This window comes from Polaromonas sp. (assembly GCF_016185115.1).
In the GTDB taxonomy this organism is placed as follows: domain Bacteria; phylum Pseudomonadota; class Gammaproteobacteria; order Burkholderiales; family Burkholderiaceae_C; genus Polaromonas.
Genome location: NZ_JACPOF010000017.1, coordinates 390,771 through 414,366, shown reverse-complemented (window position 1 = coordinate 414,366; position 23,596 = coordinate 390,771). Strand labels below are relative to the sequence as shown.

General features: G+C 61.3%; 21 protein-coding genes. 15 read left to right on the top strand and 6 right to left on the bottom strand.

Features of this window, described 5'->3' with window-relative positions; all coding sequences use genetic code 11:
• Positions 1–80 precede the first annotated feature (80 nt).
• Together HYX42_RS12115 and HYX42_RS12110 are read left to right on the top strand one after the other, a co-directional pair.
• Entirely contained in the window at positions 81–2,138 is a 2,058-nt protein-coding gene (locus HYX42_RS12115) for a hydantoinase/oxoprolinase family protein (RefSeq protein ID WP_293403246.1), read from the top strand.
• A gap of 12 nt (positions 2,139–2,150) precedes the next feature.
• Positions 2,151–3,926 (top strand): hydantoinase B/oxoprolinase family protein, encoded by a 1,776-nt coding sequence (locus HYX42_RS12110; RefSeq protein WP_293403244.1) that lies wholly within the window; start codon positions 2,151–2,153, stop codon positions 3,924–3,926.
• Positions 3,927–4,178: 252 nt separating this feature from the next.
• Here HYX42_RS12110 and xdhB read toward each other — a convergent pair whose 3' ends face one another.
• Both xdhB and xdhA read right to left on the bottom strand, forming a co-directional pair.
• Entirely contained in the window at positions 4,179–6,584 is a 2,406-nt protein-coding gene (xdhB, locus tag HYX42_RS12105; protein WP_293403242.1) for a xanthine dehydrogenase molybdopterin binding subunit, read from the bottom strand.
• A complete protein-coding gene (xdhA, locus tag HYX42_RS12100; protein WP_293403240.1) occupies positions 6,581–8,077 on the bottom strand; it encodes a xanthine dehydrogenase small subunit in 1,497 nt (498 codons plus the stop codon). Before xdhA ends, xdhB begins: the two co-directional genes overlap by 4 nt.
• Before the next feature lie 72 nt (positions 8,078–8,149).
• On the opposite strand from xdhA, the gene HYX42_RS12095 reads away from it, so the two are divergent.
• The 10 genes from HYX42_RS12095 to guaD all read left to right on the top strand — a co-directional run bounded on the left by HYX42_RS12095 (position 8,150) and on the right by guaD (position 18,892).
• Positions 8,150–9,103, top strand: coding sequence for a LysR family transcriptional regulator (locus tag HYX42_RS12095; protein WP_293403238.1), 954 nt, complete (start codon positions 8,150–8,152; stop codon positions 9,101–9,103).
• A gap of 13 nt (positions 9,104–9,116) precedes the next feature.
• On the top strand, positions 9,117–10,664 hold the full coding sequence (locus HYX42_RS12090; protein ID WP_293403236.1) for an ABC transporter ATP-binding protein: 1,548 nt from the start codon (positions 9,117–9,119) through the stop codon (positions 10,662–10,664).
• Between the two features lie 2 nt (positions 10,665–10,666).
• Positions 10,667–11,776, top strand: a complete 1,110-nt coding sequence (locus HYX42_RS12085) for an ABC transporter permease (protein ID WP_293403505.1) — start codon at positions 10,667–10,669, stop codon at positions 11,774–11,776.
• Positions 11,776–12,696 (top strand): ABC transporter permease, encoded by a 921-nt coding sequence (locus HYX42_RS12080; protein WP_293403234.1) that lies wholly within the window; start codon positions 11,776–11,778, stop codon positions 12,694–12,696. Before HYX42_RS12085 ends, HYX42_RS12080 begins: the two co-directional genes overlap by 1 nt.
• Positions 12,697–12,874: 178 nt before the next feature.
• Positions 12,875–14,026, top strand: a complete 1,152-nt coding sequence (locus HYX42_RS12075) for a BMP family ABC transporter substrate-binding protein (RefSeq protein ID WP_293403232.1) — start codon at positions 12,875–12,877, stop codon at positions 14,024–14,026.
• A gap of 96 nt (positions 14,027–14,122) precedes the next feature.
• On the top strand, positions 14,123–15,166 hold the full coding sequence (locus tag HYX42_RS12070; protein WP_293403230.1) for an adenosine deaminase: 1,044 nt from the start codon (positions 14,123–14,125) through the stop codon (positions 15,164–15,166).
• A 2-nt stretch (positions 15,167–15,168) separates the two neighbouring features.
• Positions 15,169–16,359, top strand: a complete 1,191-nt coding sequence (locus tag HYX42_RS12065; protein WP_293403227.1) for an MFS transporter — start codon at positions 15,169–15,171, stop codon at positions 16,357–16,359.
• 200 nt (positions 16,360–16,559) lie between these two features.
• On the top strand, positions 16,560–17,195 hold the full coding sequence (queE, locus tag HYX42_RS12060; RefSeq protein ID WP_293403225.1) for a 7-carboxy-7-deazaguanine synthase: 636 nt from the start codon (positions 16,560–16,562) through the stop codon (positions 17,193–17,195).
• Positions 17,192–17,554 carry a 6-carboxytetrahydropterin synthase gene (locus tag HYX42_RS12055; RefSeq protein ID WP_293403223.1) on the top strand — a complete coding sequence of 121 codons (363 nt, stop codon included), beginning with the start codon at positions 17,192–17,194 and terminating at the stop codon, positions 17,552–17,554. The genes queE and HYX42_RS12055 overlap by 4 nt, the downstream gene beginning before the upstream one ends.
• A 54-nt stretch (positions 17,555–17,608) precedes the next feature.
• Positions 17,609–18,892, top strand: a complete 1,284-nt coding sequence (gene guaD, locus HYX42_RS12050) for a guanine deaminase (protein ID WP_293403221.1) — start codon at positions 17,609–17,611, stop codon at positions 18,890–18,892.
• Positions 18,893–18,902: 10 nt separating this feature from the next.
• Here guaD and HYX42_RS12045 read toward each other — a convergent pair whose 3' ends face one another.
• Positions 18,903–19,463 (bottom strand): dCMP deaminase family protein, encoded by a 561-nt coding sequence (locus tag HYX42_RS12045; RefSeq protein ID WP_293403219.1) that lies wholly within the window; start codon positions 19,461–19,463, stop codon positions 18,903–18,905.
• A gap of 281 nt (positions 19,464–19,744) precedes the next feature.
• On the opposite strand from HYX42_RS12045, the gene HYX42_RS12040 reads away from it, so the two are divergent.
• Together HYX42_RS12040 and HYX42_RS12035 are read left to right on the top strand one after the other, a co-directional pair.
• Entirely contained in the window at positions 19,745–20,077 is a 333-nt protein-coding gene (locus tag HYX42_RS12040) for a hypothetical protein (RefSeq protein ID WP_293403217.1), read from the top strand.
• A gap of 150 nt (positions 20,078–20,227) precedes the next feature.
• Positions 20,228–20,707: a hypothetical protein gene (locus HYX42_RS12035; RefSeq protein WP_293403215.1), complete on the top strand. Its 480-nt coding sequence runs from the start codon at positions 20,228–20,230 to the stop codon at positions 20,705–20,707.
• A 16-nt stretch (positions 20,708–20,723) separates the two neighbouring features.
• Here the strand turns inward: HYX42_RS12035 and HYX42_RS12030 are convergent, their stop codons facing one another.
• Positions 20,724–21,638, bottom strand: coding sequence for a delta(1)-pyrroline-2-carboxylate reductase family protein (locus tag HYX42_RS12030; protein ID WP_293403212.1), 915 nt, complete (start codon positions 21,636–21,638; stop codon positions 20,724–20,726).
• 123 nt (positions 21,639–21,761) lie between these two features.
• Between HYX42_RS12030 and HYX42_RS12025 the strand changes: the two genes are divergently transcribed.
• Positions 21,762–22,151 (top strand): hypothetical protein, encoded by a 390-nt coding sequence (locus HYX42_RS12025; protein WP_293403210.1) that lies wholly within the window; start codon positions 21,762–21,764, stop codon positions 22,149–22,151.
• A gap of 17 nt (positions 22,152–22,168) precedes the next feature.
• On the opposite strand, the gene pcp is transcribed toward HYX42_RS12025, so the two are convergent.
• Positions 22,169–22,819 carry a pyroglutamyl-peptidase I gene (gene pcp / locus HYX42_RS12020; protein WP_293403208.1) on the bottom strand — a complete coding sequence of 217 codons (651 nt, stop codon included), beginning with the start codon at positions 22,817–22,819 and terminating at the stop codon, positions 22,169–22,171.
• A gap of 56 nt (positions 22,820–22,875) precedes the next feature.
• Positions 22,876–23,574 (bottom strand): DUF4136 domain-containing protein, encoded by a 699-nt coding sequence (locus tag HYX42_RS12015; RefSeq protein WP_293403207.1) that lies wholly within the window; start codon positions 23,572–23,574, stop codon positions 22,876–22,878.
• Positions 23,575–23,596: the final 22 nt, after the last annotated feature.

The window sequence follows — 23,596 nt, the reverse complement described above, 5'->3', positions numbered from 1 at the left end:
TCCCTTAACCCTTTTTTTACCTGCATTGCCTGGGGCCGCCGCCGGTGTGTCCGGGTTCATCCTGAACGGGAGAAATCAATATGAAGAATTTTGTAGCTGTGGATACCGGTGGGACCTTCACCGACCTGGTGGCCTTCGAGCCCGACACCGGGCACGTGAAATACACCAAAAGCCTGACCACGCACCACAACCCCATTGAGGGCATCCTGGCCTGCGCCGACAAGACCGGCACGCGCCTCGACTCGGCGGCCATCTTCAAGCACGGCACCACTCTGGTCATCAACACCCTGCTTGAACGCTCCGGGCCCGAGGTGGCGCTGGTCACCACCAAAGGCTTTCGCGATGTGGTGGAGCTGGGCCGCGGCAACCGGACCGAGCCCTTCAACCTTTTTTACAGGCGTGACCCGGCGCTGGTATCGCGGGCGCTGCGGTTTGAAGTCAATGAGCGCATCAACAGCAGCGGGCAGACTGTGCGGCCGCCCGACGAGGCAGAGGTGCGTGCCGTCGCAGCGCGTATCCGTGCCACAGGTGCCGAGGCAGTTGCCGTGTCGTTCATCAACTCCTATCTCCAGCCCTCGCATGAATTGCTGGTCGCGAAAATCCTGCGTGAAGAACTGCCTGGCTGCTTCATCACCACGGGTGCAGAGCTGTCACGTGAATGGTATGAATACGAACGCACGGCAACTGCAACAGCCAATGCCTATGCCGGCCCGAAGATTGGCGGCTACATCGCCTCGCTCAGTGGCGCTCTGGCCGAGCGTAAATTCGCGGGCCGGTTTTTCCTGATGGGCTCCAACGGCGGTGTGCTGTCTGCGCCCCATGCTGCAAAGGCGCCCGTGCTGCTGGTGGAGTCCGGGCCGATTGGCGGTTGCATAGGCGCCAGCGCCTTCGGCATCGCATTGGGCATAGACAACATCATCGCTTTCGACATGGGCGGCACAACGGCCAAATGCGCGCTGGTGGAGTCAGGCGAATTTGCAGTGGACTCGATTTATTACGTGGGTGGCTATGGTCGCGGCATCCCGATCCGGGCGCCGGTGGTTGATATCGTTGAAGTCGGCGCGGGCGGCGGCTCCATTGCCTGGCTTGATGACCAGAAGCGGCTTCGTGTGGGCCCCAAAAGCGCCAGCTCCACCCCCGGCCCTGCATGCTACGGGCGCGGTGGCACCGAGCCCACAGTGACGGACGCCAACCTGCTGCTGGGACGCCTTAATGCCCAGCGTTTTCAGGGCGGCGAGATGGCACTGGATGTGGAGAAATCGGCAAAGGCACTGGAAGCAAAAATCGGTGAAACCCTGGGCTACAAGGGCCGCAAGCAGCTGCTGGAACTCGCCGATGGCGTTCTGTCCATCGCTGCAGTCATCATGGCGGGTGCCATCAAGCGCATCACCATAGAGCGGGGCAGGGACCCGCGCGATTTCACCCTGTTTGCCTATGGCGGCGGCGGGCCGCTTCATTCTGCGGGCCTGGCACGCGCGATGAACATTCCAAGAGTCGTCATCCCGCCTGAACCGGGCAATTTTTCGGCCATAGGCATGCTGCTGGCCGACATCCGCAGGGATCTTGACCGCACCGTGCTCAGGGCCATGGACGAGAACACGGTCGGCGACCTGGAGGGAACATTCGTGGAGATGGAAGACCAGCTCACTGCAGAGATGCGGGCAGACTTTGCCGATATCGGTATCGACTTCCAGCGCAGCGTTGAAATGCGTTTTGTCGGCCAGATGCATACCGTCCGGGTGCCGTTGAAAGGCACCGACACGCACGCCATCCTGAACCAGGCCTTCCAGATCATTTACAAGAAGCGTTATGGCCACGTGAACCCGAACGGAGAAGCTGAAGTGGTGTCGCTGCACACGGCAGCCCACGCCCGCACGCCGCGCCCGGACATAGGCAAGCTGGCAGTGACCGGCACCGGCACGCCGCCGCCACCGGGAAAACGCACCATCTATTTTTCAGAGGCCAAAGCCGAGCTTGAGGCTTCGGTGTTCGACCGCGCAACGCTGCCTGTGGGCTTTGCGGCAGACGGCCCTGCGGTGATCGAGGAGTACGGCTCGACCACCATCGTCGGGCCTTTCGACACCTTTGAAGTCGGCGTGCTGGGCGAACTGACGCTGCACATCGGCAAACAACATTAAGGAGCACACACCGTGTCCAACACCATCACAACAAAGTCAGCCATAGACCCCATCACGCTGGAGATCATCCGCAACGAGGTTCAGTCCATCCCCGACCTGGTAGAGGCCGACCTGATGCGCACGGCCTTCAGCCCGCTTATTTATGAATACAAGGACTACGCCGTGGGGCTGGTCGATGCGCAGGGCCGCAGCGTGGCCCTGGCGCGGCAGGGCATACCGCTTTTCCTGGCCAACCTGATCGGGCTGGCGGTCAATGACGGCATTGCCACTTACGGCGCAGAAGGCATTGAGGCCGGGGACGTGATCATCACCAACCATGCCGGCACGCTGGGCCAGCACCTGAACAATGTGGTGATGTACACGCCGGCCTGCACGGCTGACGGCAAGGTTGTTGCCTTCATGGCGGTGGTCGGCCACTGGATAGATATCGGCGGCCAGTATTCCGGTTCATGCCTGGGCACGGACACGACAGAGGTGTTCCAGGAGGGGCTGCAGATCCGCACCGTCAAGCTGATGAAAAAAGGCCAGCGTGTAGAAGAGATCTACCGCATCATCGAGCAGAACACCCGCCTGCCGGAAATGCTTTTGGGCGACATCGAAGCGCAGTTGACCGGCTGCATGAAGGGCAGGGAGCTTTTCGAGAGCCTGCTGGCGCGCCATGGCGAGCCCGTGCTGTTTGATGCCATCGGAGAGATCTGGCGCAGCGCCGAGGCTGCGGCTCGCGCAGGCGTGGAGGCCATCCCGGACGGCACCTACGAGATGGACAGTTTTCTGGACGACGACGGCGTGGAGATCGGCAAGCGCATACCGGTGCGAGTGGCCATTCACATCAAGGGATCAGACTTCACTGTTGATTTCTCCGGCGTGGCCGACCAGCTCAAGGGCCCCTTCAATTCGGGGCGCTACGGCGGTGCAGAGGTGTGCGCGCGCATTGCCTTCAAGTACCTGGTCGTGCCCGACGAGCCCGCCAACGAGGGCTGTTTTGCGCCGGTGAAGGTGGTCATTCCGCCGGGCAAGTTTTTGAGCGCCGGCCCCACCGCGCCGTTTTCGATGTACAGCCTGCCGCTGTCCACCGTGATTGACACCATCATTGCGGCGATGGCACCGGTTCTTCCCGAAAGGGTGGCTGCGGGGCATCACGCATCGTTCAGTGTCTGCAGCTTCAAGGGGCTTGAGCCGCGCTCGGGACGGCATTTCAATGTGTTCGATACGGCGCATGGCGGTTGGGGCGGTTCCATGCACGGTGACGGCGTCGGGCCTTACAAGACCCTGGGCCACGGCGACAACAAGGACATCCCGGTGGAAGTGCAGGAAGCCCTTTATCCGCTGATGATCGAAAGCTATGCGTGGCGCGAAGGCTCTGGCGGTGCCGGCAAAAATCGCGGCGGCCTGGGCACCACCAAGGTGTTCTCAATCACGGCGCCATGCACAGCGAGTTTTGCTTTCGAGCGGCATTTCTGCCCGCCCTGGGGGCTGGAAGGCGGGCACTCAGGCGAGCCGGGATATGTTGACTTTGAGAAAAGCGGCGGCACGACGGAAAAAATCCTGAAGATCAGCTCCTTGCCGCTGGCCCCCGGCGACCGCATTCATGTGTACAGCAGCGGGGGCGGTGGTTACGGCTCCCCGCTTGAGCGGCCTGCCGAACGCGTAAAACACGATGTCGACCTGGGTCTGGTCGATGCCGCGGACGCCAGCAATATTTACGGCGTTGTGCTGGACGGCAAACAGCAGATAGACGTGGCGGCAACCGGGAAGAAAAGGAAAGTGTTGTCGCAACAGGCGCGTTAGCGCATGGGCCGGGGATGGCGAAACTGCTCCCCGGTCGAGATTTAACGTATAAGTTAAAAATTTAACGTACACGTTAAAAAATGGGTCCGGGTGGCCCATTTGCCGTTTTTGGGCCTTCAAATTGCCCAAAAACAGGCTGAAAAAGGCCGTTTTCAGGCATAAAAATGGCTGAAAGCCAATAGATACGTGCGTAAGTTGCTACTGAATTAATAGCAATTTTCGGCTCGTTGCGGCAAGTAACGATGGCAAGTCTCAGCCGGTCAGGCTTTTAAGAACGTTCTCGGCTGTTGCGGGTGCGGTCAGGCTCACAGGCTTGCTGCCCGGTGCCGCAACATCCACGGCATTCCCCACCGCATCGCGCAGCGCCTCATACACGCTGATCGCCAGCATGAAGGGCGGCTCGCCGACCGCCTTGCTGCCGAAGACGTTGTCCTCGCGGTTGGGCTCCGGCCACAGGTCGACCTTGAAGTGTTCGGGGATGTCGCCGGTCGCCGGGATCTTGTAGGTGCTGGGGGCGTGGGTGGCGAGGTAGCCCTTGTCGTTCCACACCAGCTGCTCGGTCGTCAGCCAGCCCATGCCCTGCACGAAACCGCCTTCGATCTGCCCGATGTCTATGGCCGGGTTGATGCTGGTACCCACGTCGTGCAGGATGTCGACTTTCAGCACGCGGCTCTCCCCGGTCAGTGTGTCTATGGCAACTTCGGTGCAGGCAGCGCCGTAGGCGAAGTAGTAGAAGGGCCGGCCGGTGAGGGTGGTCTTGTCGTAGTGGATCTTGGGCGTGCGGTAGAAACCGTCGCTCCAGAGCTGTATGCGGTTGGCGTAGGCCAGCTTCACGACTTCTGTGAACGGCCGGCGGCCGGTGGGCGTGATGACTTCGCCGCAACTGAACTGCACGGCACCGGCGCCGCAGCGGTCCAGCCCGGCGACAAAAGCCGCCAGGTTGTCGCGCACATTGCGCGCGGCGTACTGCGCAGCGCGGGCGTTGAGGTCGGTGCCCGCCGATGCAGCTGTGGCCGAAGCGTTCGGTATCTTGCTGGTGTCGCTGGCCGTGGCCAGCACAGCTTCGTAAGGCACGCCCAACTCGTCGGCAACGATCTGGCAGACCTTGGTGTTCAGGCCCTGGCCCATTTCTGTGCCGCCGTGGTTCACCTGCACGCTGCCGTCGGTGTACACATGCACCAGCGCGCCGGCCTGGTTGAACAGCGTGGCCGTGAACGAGATGCCGAATTTGACCGGCGTGATGGCGATGCCGCGTTTGATGACGGGGCTGGTGGCATTCCAGTTCGCTATTGCACTGCGGCGTTCACGGTAGTTTGAAGAGTTTTCCAGCGTGGCGATCAGCGGCGCGAGGATGTTGTCCTCCACCTTCATCTGGTAGTGGGTGACATTTCTCTCTTTCACACCGTAGAGGTTGCGCTTTCGCACATCGATCGGGTCCAGGCCCAGCGTGCGTGCGATGTCGCCCATGATGGCTTCAATCACAATCACGCCCTGCGGCCCGCCGAAACCGCGAAAAGCCGTGTGGCTCTGCGTGTTGGTTTTCAGGCGATAAGACGCGATGGCCACGTCTTCGAGAAAGTAGGCGTTATCGGCATGAAAGACGGCGCGGTCGGCCACCGGGCCGGAGAGGTCGGCGCTGAAGCCGCAGTTGGCCATCATGGTGAGCTTGAGCCCGGTGATGCGGCCGCTGCCGTCAAAACCCACGGTGTAGTCGTAGGCAAAGGGGTGGCGCTTGCCGGTCACCATGAAGTCATCGTCACGGTCCAGCCGCAGCTTGACGGGGCACTTGAGCTTGTTGGCGGCAATCGCAGCCCATACCGCAAGGTGGCCGGCCTGCGTTTCCTTGCCGCCGAAGCCGCCGCCCATTCGCCTGCACTCCACGCGCACCGCGTGGTTGTCCAGGCCCAGCGCGTGCGAGACCCAGTGCTGTACCTCGCCGGGGTGCTGGGTACTTGAGTACACCACCCATTGGTTCTGCTCCTGCGGCACCGCGTAGGCGACCTGGCCTTCAAGGTAGAAGTGCTCCTGTCCGCCGACTTCCAGTGTGCCGCTGAGCGTGTGTTCGGCGCTGGCCAGCGCGGCTTCGGCGTCGCCGCGGTTCACGAACACCGGGGGCAGCACAAAACTTTCTGCCGCCATCGCGTCGTGCACGTTGAAGATGGCTTTGAGCGGCTCGATGTTGCACACGACTTTGCGCGCTGCGCGCCGCGCCCGCATGACCGAATCGGCCACCACCAGGCCTATGACCTGGCCGATGTGTTGCACGGTGTCTTTGGCGAAGACGGGTTCGTCCTGCGCAAAGCTGGCGAGCGTGCCGTCGCCGGGAATATCAGCAGCCAGAATCACGCCGCATACACCCGGCATGGCTAGCGCCGCCGTGCTGTCCACACCCAGTAATTTGCCATACGCGACTGTCGAGAGAATGGGCGCTGCAAACAGCGTGCCCTTGATCTCGGGAATGTCATCGACGTAGGTGGCCACACCTGCCACCTGCGCACGCGCGCTTTCATGAAAACGCGACTGACCGGCAGCCTGGCGGCTTGCTCTGTGGGATGTCGCAACCTGTGCAGCTTCCGGCGCCGCCTGGCGGTTGGCTGCAGCTACTTGCGGATCTGCGCCCGCATCGCGGCTGACGAGGGTGTCGGCGTCCTTGTTCATGCCGCCTCCTTCTCGTCGGCAAGCCGGAAGGATTCGAGATTGATCTGCTGAGCGCCCTGGCTTTCCAGCCAGTAGCGCTGCAACAGGTTGCCCAGCACCTGCATACGGTAAGCGCCGGAGGCGCGCATGTCCGAGATGGGTGTGAACTCCGCGCGCAGCACCGTCATGGCCTGCTGTACCGTGGCCTGAGTCCAAGGCTGGCCGGTGAGGGCGGCTTCGGTTTTGACGGCCCGCACCGGCGTGGCGGCAACCCCGCCTGCGCCAATCGATGCGTGACTGACCACGTCGTTGTCGATGTGCAGATTGATGGCGAGGCAGACGGCCGAAATATCGTCGTCGTAACGTTTCGAGATCTTGTAGACCTTCAGGTTTTCCGCAGGCACAGCTTTCGGGACCTTGATCCAGGCCAGCACTTCGTCCGGGGCCATGACGTTCTTGCGGTAGCCGGTGTATAGCTTTTCCAGCGGCAACTCGCGGTGGCCGCGAACGCTCATCAGCACCACATCGGCGCCCAGCGCGATCAGGAGCGGCATCGAATCACCAATCGGCGAACCATTGGCGACGTTGCCGCCCAGCGTGCCCGAGTTGCGCACCGGCAGGCCGGCAAAACGGTTGGCAAAGGTCTTGAGCTGCGGCCTGTTGGCGACCAGCGCGGCAAAGGCGTCGGTCAGGCTGACGGCTGCGCCTATGGCGATGTGGTGCGGGTAATGCTCGATGCGGCGCAGCTCGGCCACCTGCGTCACATCCAGCACGCGCTCGAACTGCATGTGCATCTTGGTGACCCACAGGCCGACATCGGTACAGCCGGCCACGATCTGGGCATCGGGGTGGGTTGCGCGGGCCTCCAGAAGCGCCTTCAGCGTGCGGGGCGAGTCGTATGAACCTGATTGACGCGTGGGCGCAATCTGTTTCAGGGCTTTCAGCAGGGTGGTTTCATCGAGCTTTGCCGCTGGCAATTTCTCCATGGCCTGTGCCGCGTCCAGGATGGGCCGGTAACCAGTGCAGCGGCAAAGGTTGCCTGAGAGTTCTTCCTGCGCCAGTCCGCGCGTGATCTGGCCGCCCTTGCAGACATGGTTCTGGTACATCCCAAAAAGACTCATCACAAAGCCCGGTGTACAGAAACCGCACTGGCTGCCGTGCGCCTGCACCATTGCCTCTTGGGCAGGGTGAAGGGCGCCATCGGCAGCAGCAATATCCTCAACCGTCCACAGCGCCATGCCGTCGATGGAATGCGCCAGCCGTATGCAGCTGTTGATGGCCCGGTAACGCACACCGCTTCCTTCGGCTTCGCCCAGCACCACCGTGCAGGCGCCGCAGTCGCCTTCGCCACATCCTTCCTTGGTGCCGGTGCAGCCAAGGTCCTCCCGCAGCACCTCTAAAAGGGTACGTTCGGGTGGTACATTGCTCAGGGAAACAACTTCACCACGCCGGACAAAATTGATGGTTTTGCGAATGGTTGCCACAGGTTTTTGCACTTCAGGTCGAAACGTCATGCGCGTCAGGGTAGCGCAGCCGCACAGCCATCATCATATAAAAGCCCATATCAGGCGCATGGGCGGCGGGGTATGACTGACCCGTCCAAAAACCAGATGATGTTCGACAAGATTGATCTGCACCTCATCAGGGTCCTGAACACCGTGCTTACAGAACGCAGCGTCTCGCGCGCCGCCATCCGCCTGGGTATGTACCAGCCTGCCGTCAGCGCTTCCCTGAAGCGCCTGCGCGAGCTGGCGGGCGACCCCATTCTTGTGCGATCCGGCGCGGGCATGGTGCCCACCGATGCAGGCCTGCGCATGATCGAGCCCTCGGCCAGCATCCTGCGCGCGGCTGGCATGCTGTTCAGCGACGCCAAGGGGTTTGACCCGGGCACGGCAGACGCCACCTTCCGCATTGCCGCCAGCGATTACCTTGACCCGCTGTTTCTGCCGCAGCTTGTGGCGCAGATCAAGACGCAGGCGCCGCGCTGCCACATCGACATCCAGCCGCTGTCGCCCGATTCGGATTACCGCAGCCACCTGGCCCAGGGCCAGGTCGATATCGTCATTGGCAACTGGTCCTCGCCGCCCGATGACCTGCACATGGGGCGCCTGTTTGGTGATGAAGTGGTCTGCCTGGTCGCCAAAGACCATCCTGCAGTACGCAAGAAGTGGGATGCGGCCAACCCGACAAGCTGGCTCGAAGCCGAGCATATCGCCCCCACCGCCACGCACCCCGGCGCCAAGGGCATCATCGACGAGCACCTGGCCAAGCTGGGCCTGTCCCGCAACATCACGGTGCGCTGTCCGCACTTTGGCTTGATGCCGTCCATGGTGGCGTCCAGCCTGCTGGTGATGACCACCGGCCGCCAGTATTGCGAACGGTTTGCGGGTCTGCTGCCGGTGAAGATTTTGCCCTGCCCGATTGAATTCCCCCGCATGATGTATTACCAGTTGTGGCATGAGCGCACCCATGCATCTGCGGCGGCGAAGTGGCTGCGCGATCATGTGAAGTCGGTGGCCAACGCGCTGCGCAAACAATGAACATGCCGAGACGATGAATCCCCCAGCCTCCAGCTCCACATCAATGACGGCACGCCTGCAACTGGCGGGCATCACCAAGGCCTACCCGGGCGTGGTGGCCAACAGCAATATCTCGCTGACCGTGCAGCCCCGCGAAATTCATGCTGTACTCGGTGAAAACGGCGCAGGCAAATCAACGCTGATGAAGATCATCTACGGCGCGGTCAAGCCCGATGCAGGCAGCATCACTGTCGATGGCAAGGCCGTGCAGGTGCGCAACCCGCATGAAGCGCGCGCGCTGGGTATCAGCATGGTGTTCCAGCACTTCAGCCTTTTCGACACGCTCACAGTGGCCGAGAACGTCTGGCTGGGGCTGGATAAAAAATTGAGCCTGGCAGATGTGTCACAGCGCATACGCGAAACGACCGAGGCTTATGGTTTGCAGCTTGACCCGGCGCGGCCGGTGCACACGCTGGGCGTGGGTGAACGCCAGCGGGTCGAGATCGTGCGGGCATTGCTCACCAACCCGCGCCTGCTGATTCTTGATGAGCCGACCTCGGTGCTGACACCACAGGCGGTTGAAAACCTGTTTGTCACCCTGCGCAAGCTGGCAGAGCAGGGCTGCAGCATTCTTTACATCAGCCACAAGCTGCATGAGATACGCGCGTTGTGCACGGCCTGCACGGTGCTGCGTGGCGGGCAGGTGACGGGTGTGTGCGACCCGCGCCAGGAATCAAACGCTTCGCTGAGCCGCCTGATGATTGGCGCCGAGCCGCCTGCGCTGGAGCACCGCGAATCAAAGGCAGGTGACATCGTGCTCGACGTGCGGCAGATGGATCTACCGGGTGACGGCCAGTTCGGGGTCAGCCTGCAGCAGATTGCGCTGAACGTACGCGCCGGTGAGGTGGTGGGCATTGCCGGTGTGTCTGGCAACGGCCAGAAAGAACTGCTCTATGCGCTGTCGGGTGAAGACACCCGCGCCGCTGCAGATGCCGTGGTGGTCAGGGGCAAACCTGCAGGCAAGCTCAGCCCGCGCAAGCGGCGTGAGCTGGGCCTGCACTTTGTGCCAGAAGAGCGTCTGGGCCGTGGCGCCGTGCCTTCGCTGTCGCTGGCCCGTAATTTGATGCTGACCCGCAAGGAAGCGATTGGCAAAAGCGGCTGGCTGCACCGCAGTGTGTTGCAGGCGCAGGCCGCGCGCATCATCGCAGCCTTCAAGGTCAAGGCTGGGGGCCCTCAGGCGATGGCCAAGTCGCTGTCGGGCGGTAACCTGCAGAAGTTCATCATGGGTCGCGAGATTGATGCCAAACCCACGCTGCTCATCGTCTCGCAGCCGACCTGGGGTGTGGATGTGGGTGCGGCATCGCAGATTCGCGGCGAGCTACTCAAGCTGCGCGATGCCGGCTGCGCCGTGCTGGTCGTAAGTGAAGAGCTTGAAGAGTTGTTCGAGATCTGCGACCGGCTGTATGTGATGGCCAAGGGGCAGATCTCGCCATCGTTGCCGCGCGCCGAGGCGACGACAGAACTGGTCGGGCAGTGGATGAGCGGTTTGTGGGGCCAGGCGCCGCAAGGGGCGGCAGCATGAACATGAAGCTCGAAGTCCGGCCGCAGCCTTCATCGTTCTGGAGTTATGCCTCTCCGCTGCTGGCGCTGCTGATCACCGTCGTGATTGGTGTGCTGCTGTTTGTAGCATTGGGCAAGGACCCCGTGCGCGGACTGCAGGTGTTTTTCTGGGAGCCGATACGTTCGGTGCGCGCCATCAGCGAACTGCTGGTCAAGGCGACGCCGCTGCTCATCATCGCGCTGGGGCTGTCGGTGTGTTTCCGGTCCAACGTCTGGAACATAGGCGCCGAGGGGCAGTTTGTGATCGGCGCCGTAGCCGCAGGCGGCGTCGCGCTGCTGGCTGAAAAAACCACCGGCCCGTGGATTATTCCGGCCATCCTACTGGCCGGTATTGCGGGCGGCATGGTGTGGGCCGGCATCACGGCGCTGCTGCGCGACCGATTTAATGCCAATGAAATCCTGGTCAGCCTGATGCTGGTGTATGTGGCCGACATGGTGCTCAACTACCTGGTCTTCGGCCCCTGGAAAGACCCGAACGGCTATAACTTTCCACAAACCAAAACCTTTGAGGCGGTGACGCAGATCCCCCGGCTGATGCAGGGCTCACGCGTCAATATCGGCATCATCCTGGCGCTCATTGGCGTCGCTGGCCTGTGGCTGTTTTTGTTCCGCACCTTTGCGGGTTTCCGTCATGAGGTCAGTGGGCTGGCGCCTGCTGCGGCGCGCTATGCCGGTTTTTCGTCACGCCGCGCCTTGTGGCTGGCGCTGTTGACATCAGGTGGTGCTGCCGGTCTTGCGGGGGCTCTTGAAGTTGCCGGGCCGATTGGCCAGCTCACGCCTTACGTCCCTGCGGGTTATGGTTTTGCGGCCATCATCGTCGCCTTTGTTGGCCGCCTGCACCCGGTAGGCGTGGTGTTCTCTGCCATTTTGATGAGCATGTTTTATATAGGTGGCGAGCTCGCGCAGTCGCGCCTGGGCATGCCCAAGTCCATCACCGGTGTCTTTCAGGGCCTGCTGCTGTTCAGCCTGCTGGCCTGCGACACGCTGATTGCCTACCGGCTGCGCCTTGCGAAGCCCATCACGATGCCGGTGGCTAACCCGCCTTCGACCGAAGTGCTGAAAGGAGCCGACTGATGGAATCGACCGCACTGCTGATTGCGGCGACGCTCAGCGCCGGCACCATCCTCGCCATCGCGGCGCTGGGGCTGCTGATCAACGAGAAGGCCGGCATCGTCAATCTGGGCGCGGAGGGCATGATGCTGTGCGCAGCCATCGCCGGGTTTGCCACGGTGGTGCATACCGGCAACAGCTGGCTGGGCTTTGCGGCCGGCATGGCAGCCGGGGCGGTGCTGGCTGCCGTGTTCGGGCTGCTGGTGATCTGGCTCAACACCAACCAGTACGCGACAGGGTTGGCGCTCAGCCTGTTTGGTGCGGGTTTTTCGGCCTTTGCGGGCATCAAGTACGTGCAGGAGAAGTTGCCCGAGCAATCGCAATACCCCATCCCGTTGCTGGGCGACATCCCCCTTATCGGCCCGGCGCTTTTTCGCCACCACCCCATGGTCTACATCGCCATGGCCATCACCGTAGGGCTGATCTGGTTTTTGTACCGCACGCGTGCAGGGCTGGTGCTGCGCTCCGTCGGCGAAAGCCCCGAATCGGCACATGCGCTGGGTTACCCGGTTCGGCGCATCCGGCTGATGGCTGTGATCGCTGGCGGCGCCCTGTGCGGTCTGGCTGGCGCCTATGTGTCGGTGGTCTACACGCCGCTGTGGGTCGAAGGCATGATTGCCGGCAAGGGCTGGATTGCGCTGGCCCTCACGACCTTCGCCACCTGGCGTCCGGCACGGGTGTTGCTTGGTGCCTACCTGTTCGGTGGCGTGACCATGCTGCAGTTTCACCTTCAGGGCCTGGGCGTGAACATTCCCAGCCAGTTTCTGACCATGCTGCCTTACCTGTCGACCATCGTGGTGCTGGTGCTGATATCACGCAACCCGCTGTGGATACGCGTGAACATGCCCACCTCCATCGGCAAGCCGTTTTACCCGGGTGCGTGATCTTGACTATCCTGAAGCTGCCATCCCGGACTCGATCCGGGATCCATCCCCGAATCCGGGGTCATGGATTGCGGGTCTGGCCCGCAATGACAGAAAAGCGTGCGCCCAGACCGCATAATTACTTTCCTGGCCCCGTGATTAACCGAAGTTCTTTATTCCTGAACGAAAGCGAGACGACATGACTGACCTGCAAAAACGTTCCCTGCTCAAGCTCGCGGCGCTGTCTGCCGTGGCTTCTGCCGCGCTGATGGGCTGCGGCAAAAAGGAAGAGCCGGCCCCGGCGCCTGCACCCGCACCTGTGGCGTCTGCCCCAGCCAAGGTTGAACCGCTCAAGATCGCCTTTGCCTATGTCGGCCCCGTCGGCGACGGCGGCTGGACGTTTGCGCACGACAACGGCAAAAAAGCCGTTGAAAAAGCCTTTGGCGACAAGGTCGTCACCAGCTTTGTTGAAAAAGTGCCAGAGTCTGCCGACGCAGAGCGCGTGATCCGCGACATGGCCGACCAGGGCAACAAGCTTATTTTCGGCACCACCTTCGGCTACATGGAACCCATGCTCAAGGTCGCTGCAGACAAGAAGGACGTGAAGTTCGAGCACGCCACCGGCTACAAGACCGCCGACAACATGCGCACCTACGACAGCCGCACCTATGAAGGCGCCTACATGGCCGGTGTGGTGGCGGGCAAGATGACCAAGTCCGGCACGCTGGGCGTGGTCGGTTCGGTGCCGATTCCTGAAGTGGTGCGCAACATCAACAGCTTCACGCTGGGCGCGCAGTCCGTCAACCCCAAGATCAAGACCAAGGTCGTCTGGGTGAATGAGTGGTTCAACCCGCCCAAGGAAACCGAAGCCGCTACCGCGCTGATCAACGGCGGCGCCGACGTGCTGTTCCAGAACACCGATTCGTCGGCGGTTCTGCAGACCGCCGAGAAAATGGGCAAGCGCGCTTTCGGCTGGGATTCGGACATGACCTCCTACGGTCCCAAGGCCCACCTGGCCTCGGCCATCATCAACTGGGGTCCGTACTACGTGAAGACCGTGGGCGATGTGCTGGAAGGCAAGTGGACCGGCAATGCCGGCGTCTGGTGGGGTGTGAAGGAAGGTGCCATCGACCTCGTCTCCATCGCCGCAGATGTGCCGGACGACACCAAAAAGAAGATTGATGAAGTCAAGGCTGGCCTGAAGGACGGCAGCTTCTCGATCTGGAAGGGCCCCATCATGGACAACACCGGCAAGGAACTGATCGCCAAGGATGTCGTCGCTGATGACAAATTTCTCGGTGGCCTGAAGACCTACGTCAAGGGCGTTGAAGGCAAGGTGCCGGGTAACTGATGTCCGGACTGTGACATCCCTTTAATGGGATGATGAAAGCTGCCTGCGGGCAGCTTTTTTATTTCTGCCAGCCCTTTTTCCACGTCTGGAGTGGCCATGACCGCCGTTAAAAACATTCCCCCTGAACGCCTGCCCGACCTGCTCAGGCGGATGCCCAAGGCGGAGCTGCATATCCACATCGAGGGCTCGCTGGAGCCCGAACTGATTTTTGCGCTCGCGAAACGCAATGATGTAGTCATTCCGTACAGCAGTGTTGAAGAACTTCGCAAGGCCTACGCCTTCACCAACCTGCAGAGCTTTCTCGACATCTACTATGCCGGTGCGAGTGTGCTGATCAAGGAGCAGGACTTCTACGACATGGCGCAGGCCTACTTCAAGAAGGCCGCTGCCGACAACGTGATTCATGCAGAACTGTTTTTTGATCCGCAAACGCACACCGCTCGCGGTGTGGGGATGGAGACCGTCATCAACGGCTTGCACCGCGCATGTGTGGATGCAAAGACGCTGGGCATCAACGCCTCGCTCATCATGTGTTTCCTGCGGCACCTCAGCGAGGAAGAGGCGTTTGAAACGCTGGAGCAGGCCTTGCCCTACCGCGACAAGATCATCGGCATAGGTCTGGACTCGGGCGAAGTCGGCAACCCGCCCGAAAAATTCGCGCGCGTGTTTGCGCGTTGCCGTGAGCTTGGGTTCCACCTGGTGGCCCATGCGGGGGAAGAGGGCCCGCCTACCTATGTCTGGACCGCGCTGGATGTGCTCAAGGTCGAGCGCATTGACCATGGCGTGCAGTCGGTGAAAGACCCCGCCCTGATGCAGCGCCTGGCCAGAGACCGCATCGCGCTGACGGTGTGCCCGCTCTCCAACCTCAAGCTCTGCGTGTTTCCCGATCTGGCCAGCCACAACCTGCGCCAGTTCCTTGACGCGGGCATTGCCGCCACGGTCAATTCAGATGACCCGGCCTATTTCGGCGGTTACATGAACGACAACTTCACGCAGACCTTCGCAGCCACAGGGCTGAATGGGCAACATGCCTGGCAGCTTGCCAGCAACAGCTTTGAAGCCAGCTTTACGGATGCCGCCAGCAAACGCCGTTATCTCGATGCGCTGACCGCCGTGTTTGCCTCTTTCGAAAATAACTGAACATGGTCTTGAACTCGACTCCTGCGGTTTTACGTCCGCTTGGCACCGGCACGCTGCTGTTGATGGCCGTGGCCTGCGGCCTGTGCGTCGGGGCCAATTATTTCAACCAGCCGCTCCTGCACTCCATCGCCGTGAACCTGCAGGTCAGCGAGGCCACCGCCTCCCTGATGGTCACGACAGGGCAGGTGTCTTATGCCATTGGCCTGCTTCTGCTGGTGCCACTGGGCGACATGCTGGAGCGGCGGGGCCTGGTCATCAGCCTGATGGTGCTGGCGGCGCTGGGCCAGTTCATCAGCGGCTTCGCGGGCAACATTGCCATGCTGGCAGCGGGCACCATCATGGCGGGGCTTTTTTCGGTATGTGCGCAGATATTGGTGCCCATGGCGGCTACGCTGTCAGACCCGCAGCGAAGCGGGCGCGCCGTGGGGCTGGTCATGAGCGGCATGCTGACCGGTATTCTTGCGGCGCGCAGCGTGGCGGGCCTGCTGTCGGCTTTGGGCGGCTGGACGCTGGTCTACCGCTGCGCGGGCGTGGTCATGCTGCTGGTGGCTCTGGCGCTGTGGCGCGCACTGCCGTCCTCAAGAAACCCCGCCAGGTCAGGCTATGGCGCCATCCTTGCATCCCTGGGCACACTGGTGCTGCAGTACCCGCGCCTGCGCACCCGGGCCCTGCTGGGCGCATTGTCTTTTGCCTCGTGCAGCGCGCTGTTTTCCACCATGGCACTGATGCTGGCCGGGCCCGCCCATGGCCTGAACGACGCGCAGATTGGCCTGGTGGGCCTGGCAGGTGTTGCCGGCGCCTTGATGGCCAACGTGGCGGGCCGGCTGGCGGACCGGGGCTGGGTTCAGTGGACCTCGGGGGTTTGCGCTCTGCTGACAGTGCTCAGCTGGGCCGTGCTCTGGCTGGGCGGTAGCAGCCTGGCGTGGTTTGTAGCTGGCATGCTGCTGGTTGACCTTGCCGTCCAGGGTGTGCACATCAGCAACCAGAATATTGTTTACAAGCTGGCGCCTGAAGCCAGGTCGCGCATCAATGCGGTTTACATGACGAGTTTTTTTGTGGGTGCTGCCGCCGGCTCGGCGATGGGCTCCATCGCGTGGTTGCGCGGCGGCTGGGCAGGGGTTTGTGTGCTGGGTGTGGTGCTGGCCCTGGCGGCAGCCGTGGTGTGGATTCAGGATGCGCGCAGGGGCGCATAGAGGGCCGCATAAAGACGGATACAGCCCCGGTTAAAATAGGCAACCAGCAACACGCCGCCCCGGCGCGCTGGTATCCATTCACCCGGGGCCATGTAGAGGACCACCATGTATAAAAACCTCGCAGCCCCCGGCACGTCCGCGTGTGGCGCTGCCAGCTTTTCTCCATCTCTTTTGCCACCAGCTTTCGGGCGGGCTGCGCCATGACTTACCAGGTCAAGGAAATTTTCTATACCCTGCAGGGCGAAGGCGCCAATGCGGGCAGGCCTGCGGTGTTCTGCCGGTTCGCGGGCTGCAATCTATGGACCGGCCGCGAGCAGGACCGTGCTTCTGCCGTGTGTCAGTTCTGCGATACCGATTTCGTGGGCACCGACGGCACCCTTGGCGGCAAGTTCCGCGATGCCGAAGAACTTGCAACCCGCATAGCGGCGCAGTGGCCCCAGGGCGATACGGCGAACCGCTTTGTGGTGATGACAGGCGGTGAACCCCTGCTGCAGCTTGATGACGCGCTGATAGCAGCCCTGCATGCGCGAGGTTTCCAGATAGCGGTCGAGACCAATGGCTCGATTGCCGCGCCCGAGGGCATAGACTGGATTTGCGTCAGCCCCAAGGCCGGCGCGCCCTGGATACAGCGCCGGGGACATGAGCTCAAGCTGGTCTGGCCCCAGCCTTTTTTTGACCTGGCCGAGCTTGAAGCGGCGCAGTTTGAACACCGTTACCTGCAGCCCATGGACAACGTTCTGCGTGCCGACAACACCGAGGCCTGCATCCAGCTTTGCATGCAGCGCCCTGCATGGCGATTGAGTTTGCAGACGCACAAAATAACGGGTATTCGATGAACTACGAGATCTCCCAGAAATTCTTTTTCGATGCCGCGCACACCCTCAAGCGCGAAGTTGAAGCTGACAGCAGCCTGCGCATCCATGGTCACACCTACCAGACCGAGGTTTCGTTGTCAGGTCAACCTGACGCCGTGACGGGCATGGTGCGTGACCTCGGGCTGGTGCGTGAGGCGATTGCCCAGGTGCGGACGAAACTGGACCACCATATGCTGGACGATGTTCCAGGCCTTGGCCCCGCGACGCTTGAAAACCTTTGCGCCTTTATCTGGCGTGAACTGCTGCCATCGGTGCCCGGTCTTTCTGCCGTGCGTGTGTGGCGCGAGTCGGTGGGCGACAGCTGCACGCTGCGTGCATAGTCTTCATCCTTTGGTGCGTATGAGTAGCTGCGATTTCTGCGCTACGCTTGCAACATGAAAGCGTATAGGGCGTCCCTCTTGTACTTTGCCGCGAATTCGGCGCAAGCCGTGTTCGAGGAGGACGGCCTGCTGGTGGTGGGCCCCAACGCAGAGGGCCGGCAAGTGGTGCAGGCTATTGGCAGTTACCAGAGCCTGTCGAAGGATTGGCCCAGCCTTGCTGTCGAGCATTTGCCCGGTCGGATCATCGCGCCGGGTTTTGTGGACATGCACATCCACTACCCGCAGCTGGATGTCATCGGTTCACCCGCCGAGGGCCTCCTGCCATGGCTTGAGAACTACACCTTCCCCCACGAGTCACGCTTTTCTGATGCAGGCTACGGCGCAGAGTCAGCCACTTTTTTTATTGACGAGTTGTTGCGCAATGGCGTGACGACTGCTCTCGCGTTTGCCACATCACACCCGGCCTCGGTTGATGCCCTGCTGGGCGAAGCGCAGAAAAGAAGCCTTCGCATGATCGCCGGCAAGGTGCTGCAGGACCAGAACTCGCCCGACGGTGTACGCGACCTCACTGAACAGAGCCTGGTCGATACCGAAACCCTCATCAACAAATGGCACGGCGTGGATCGACTGGGCTACGCCATCACGCCGCGCTTTGTGCCCAGCTGCAGCGAAGCGCAGTTGCGCGGCGCGGGTGAGCTGGCTGGCAGATATGCCGATGTCTGGGTGCAATCGCATGTCGCCGAGAACCTCGATGAGGTGGCCTGGGTGAAGCAGCTATACCCCAATGCCCGCAGTTATCTTGATGTGTATGGCCAGTTCGGCCTGCTCAGGCCGCGCGCGGTTTATGCGCACTGCATCCATATTGACGACGAAGACCGTGCCCTCATGCATGACACCGGCACGGCAGCAGCCGTCAGCCCGACCAGCAACCTCTTTTTGGGCAGCGGCTTTTTTGACTATGTGGCGGCGGAGCGCACCGGCTTTCTGTATGGCCTGGCCAGCGACGTAGGCGGCGGTACCAGCTTCAGCCCTTTCAGCACCATGCTGGCGGCCTATTACGTCGGACGGGAGGGGCAGACCAAACCCGGCGTGTCGCTCAAACCCGCGCAACTCTGGTGGCAGCACACGGCGGGCGCTGCGAGGGCGCTGGGGCTGGAGGGCCTTGTCGGCAATCTTTTGCCCGGCTGCGAGGCCGATTTTGTAGTGCTCAATCCCAAAGCCACACCGCTGCTGGCCCGCAAGACAACCCAGTCCGCGAGCCTGGACGAGTTGCTCTTTGCCCTCATCGTGCTCGGGGATGACCGCCTGATCGAGAAGACCGTGATCTCCGACGCCTGATAAAGACCTGCTAGATGTCGCCCTCGTCCGGGCTTGATGGTTTGGACGCGACAAAGTCGCTAAGCCTTGAAGACCAGTCGTAGGCATCATGGTCAAGCGCTTCAAGTTGCTCGCATGTAACGCCGCTGCTGGAAAACATCTTGTTGGATGCTGCGTTTTCTCCAACGTGGTGTTTTTTTTCGCGCAGATAAACGACCTTTCTTATGCCAGCCTGAATGATCGCCTGGGCGCAGCGGGGACAGGGGAACTGGGTCGTATAAATTGTGGCGTTGGTCAGCGGCAGGACAACGCAGTTGAGGGTTGCGTTTATTTCGGCATGAACCACATAGCTGTGCCGCGAATGAAACGCGTCATCATCATTGTCTGACCAGTAAACAGGGTCGTCGTCATTGCAGCCGCGGGGGAGGCCGTTGTATCCCACGCCGACTATTCTGTGATCGGGTGTGACGATGCAAGCCCCATTTCTTGCCCGATGGTCTTTTGAACGTGCTGATGCCAGCAGTGCTACGCCCATGAACATCGAATGCCAGCCAATCAATGCATGGGGCCTCAAGTTACTCTTGTCGCTCATATGGTGTTCAATGGAATCAGTGGTGAAACTCAGGTGCAGATCAACATGCTAGCACTCGACTCAAACGTGGGATTTTCCGGGTGCCCGACACCTGCTTTTTGAGCCAGACGTGGCTTGTGCTCAACTTTGCTGGCAAGGTACCGGGCGTAATTCCTACGGATTTTTGGCTGCTCCGCCGAGTGGCGCCCAGGTTACGGATTCTCTAGCATTGATTCATGTCTGGAGGGCATTACCCTAAGGTGGATATAGCGGCTTCAGGCATCACCACGAAGGAGTTCATCATGGCTGCTGTTGCTGGTTCCATCGGATTCGCAGCTGCATTTTCAGGCGGCTATTCAGCGCAACTTGCCTCCCCGGACTCCGTCGCGCGACCCTGTCGCTACTGGCCCTGTGAACTGCTTTCAGCCTTCATGCTCCAGATGGCCGCAAGGGGCTGCAGCGTCAACGAATCCATGATGCTGGGCAGCCACGACTACGCCATCGAAAAGCTCAGTTATGCGCATACGCTGGATGACGATGTGCTCAGGTCACTCGCCGTGCGGATGTTTTCATACTTTGACGATGAGCCTTGCCATGCGGTTACGCAGTTGGTGCACGCCTCACTGACTCACTAAATAAACACATTGGGCCCACCAGGCCGCGGGCAAGTCCTGCCGCCACATTCAGGCGTCCGCTCCGATAGCGCAAGCCCGCGCGAGGCGTGAGTGATGTACGTACATCGTGTTACATTTGTCTCCACTATTTTGTACAACATTGGAGACTTGATGACTTTTCGCATGATTGGGTTGGCTATTGCTTGCGTTGCAGCAACTGGCTGCGCATCCATTACCAACGACACAAGCGCTCCCGTCCGATTTGAGGCTTTCACTTCTTCGGGCGTAGAGGTCAAGGATGTGGATTGCAAGGTTGAGAACGACTATGGACCGCAAAGCTTCAAGGTTCCAGCCACGGTTAACGTAAGACGTTCCTCAAAGGATCTTCAGGTCACCTGCGAGAAAGCGGGTGAGAAGGATGGTCGTGGCGTTGCCATTTCCAGGGCTAACGGCGGAATGGCCGGCAATATTCTTTTTGGTGGCGGCATAGGGGCCATCATTGACCACAACAAGGGGACGGCCTACACCTATCCGATGTGGATTCAGATCGTCATGGGCAAGCTGCTCAGTTTTGATCGCAAGGCAGATGTTGAAGGCCAGCCTAATCGCGGTATGGAAATACCTGGAGCTACCCCGGTTGCAGTCAAATAAAAGTTGACCATGCCTGTTAGCGGCACGCCACCCGCGCCGCAGCCAGATCCCAGCCCGCCCAGCCGCAGCTTTTAAACAGCACCGGTCCGGCGGGTTTTTTCATGTCCTGCCTCACCACGTCGGTCAGCGTGGCAAAGGTGCTCACCTTCAGCCCGGCCTGGAGCAGGTCGCCTGCCTCATGCAGTGCGTCAGAGGTGTCCGCAAAGATGCTGCCTGTGTCTGCAAAATGCCTGCACAGCCGTGGTGACAGCTCCATCATGTTTGGGGTGAAGGCGCCCACGGCGCTGATGAACGCATCTGCACGTGGCAGGGCGTCCAGCACGACCGCACTGGCCGGCGTGCAGGTGACGGCCAGGGGGCAATCAGCGAGCGCCGCGTTGGCATCAAGGACCAGCCGGGTTTTCAGTCCCATTGCTTCGCCGTGAGCCATCAGGCGGGCGGCGGATTCGGGGCTGCGTGAGGCGATATGGAACTCATTGACACCCAGAACTTCTGCAAACACGTCCATGTGTGCCTTGCCCTGCACACCAGCGCCCACGATGAGCATGGGTCCCCGTGTGTTTGTGGCCAGGCGTTGCGCGGCAAATGCAGAAACTGCTGCTGTCCTGCGTGCTGTGATCGTCGGGCCATCAAGCACCAGGCGGCGCTGGCCCGTGGCGATGTCAAACACCACCACATCACCCTGAATCGCCGGCAGACTGCGGTTTGCGTTGGCGGGCGTGTAAGTGATGAGTTTGGTGATGGCGATCTGTCCATCGAGTGCGGGCATGACGAAGAGGCTGCCACCGCCTGGCAGTGCCTGTACAAGCCGGGGCGGAACTTGCACTGAGTCGTCCTCAAGCAGAAGGCCAATTTCGTCGGTGAGCAAGTTCCACGGCAGGCGCGCCTCTGTGTGGGTCGGGTCAAACAGGCTGCCGGAGGAAGTTGTCATGGCTGTTGGGAGGGTGAGGCTTTTATCCTACATCCTGAAGCGTTGGCCGCCGAATGGTGGCCTCCGGTGCGCCTTCTAGCATCGAGTCAACAAACAACCACCGTGCTTGAGGAGTACCCCGCCATGTTTTCAGATCACCTGCCAAAGATTGACCGTGTCAGTGGCCGCAGCCTCTTGCTGATGGCCGGAGGTCTCGTCATCGTCTGCCAGCTGGTCGCCATGGTGCTGGTGGCAGGTGAACAGGTCAGAAAGGCTGAATTGCGTGACACCCAGCAGTCGCAGCAGCGCGCGGCCATTGCCAGGTGTTATGAGGGGGCTACACGTGCAGCGAGGCAAGAGTGCATGCTGCAGGCCAGAAACGGTTTGCTGGCTGGAAACCAGATGGCCGCGAGCGTGAACACGCCAGATACCTCGCCAGTTCCACGTGAGCTGGCCAGCTACACCGACTTCACACGCGGCCCATCGGCTTCGATGCAGGTTGGCGTGATGGGCGTGTCCTTCGCGGCACGCTGAAAACCACATGTGACGGGTCAGCTGATCCGTCCTGCCCCCAACGCAGTATCTGCAGAAGTGAGCAACGCGCACTCTGTGGCCACCCTCAAACCCTTCACCATGTCTGCAAGTTCCATGGATGGCCTGCCTTGCTCCGGCAACCAGGGCACATGGATGAAGCCGCCGCGTATCCGCGCGGCCTTGCCCCGTTTTGCGATCATGTTCATCAGCGCATAAAAGACATGGTTGCAGACGAACGTACCCGCTGTCTGTGAGACCTCAGCCGGGATGCCGGTTTTTTGCAAAGCCAGCAGCATGGCCTTGATGGGCAGGGTACTGAAGTACGCTGCGGGTCCTTTGGGATTCACCGGCACATCGACGGGCTGCGCGCCTTCGTTGTCGGCAATGCTCGCGTCGGCGATGTTGATGGCGATGCGTTCCAGCGAGATGGCGCTGCGGCCGCCGGCCTGACCCACGCAGATGACCAGCGCAGGTTTGTGAACCCGCACAAGGCGTGCAAGCTCCCTGACCGAGCCTGAAAAGGCGGTGGGTATCTGTGCAGCGAGGAGCTTGTGGCCTGCCAGCGCTTCACCATTCAACGCCTGTACTGCCAGCCAGCTCGGGTTCAGGCTCGCACCGCCAAAGGCGTCAAAGCCTGTCAAAAGTACCCTGGGCGGTGCGGTGTTCATGCCCTGATTTTGCAACGCCGTCGGCGGCTCACCAATATGCACCAGTGAGGCGGGACTCAGGAAGGCGACTTCAGCTTGATGCTGTTGTCAGCCTTGCCGTCGAACTTCACCAGCCTGACCTTTCCGTTCTGGCCGGGGAAACCGTCAAAAACGGCACGAACAAGGTAGGGCACCAGATCGGGCAGGTCTTCGTTGTCGCCCTCGTAAACCGCACGTGATTCAAACACAGCACGCGGTTTGCCCGCCGGGTTGCCCTGCGTATCCAGCAGGCGTATGCGCAGGCTGCTGACCTGCATTGTCTGGATCACCTCGCGGTCACCCACGTAGCGCGAACCGAACCGGTCGGGTCCCCAGTAACCGGGGAACACATGGCCGGCGGCGTTGCGGTAGGGCGGGTGAAAGATGTAGTTGTCCCGGTAGACGGCCTCGCGCACCTTGCGCTCACGCGTGCCGTTGCCTGTCACGATGTCCACTTCAATGCGGCCCACCTGTCCCTGGGGTGCACGCTTGAGGCCGAGGCGCTCAAGCTCGACCTGCACATAGCCCTCATAGGCCTGCTGTTCCAGGTCATTGATGCCGTCGGTTGGCCGGATGTAGCTGAAGGTTGAGCCGGCAACATTGCCCGGCCACTGGTTGAAGCTGGTGACCTTGGCGGTGATGGGGCTGGCGCAGGCTGTGAGCAGCCCGGCGACAAGCGCGGCCAGAACAAGTCTGCAACGGATGCCGATGCGGGATGCAGGGGGCGGGTGTTTCATGATGGATGGACAGGGCTGACGT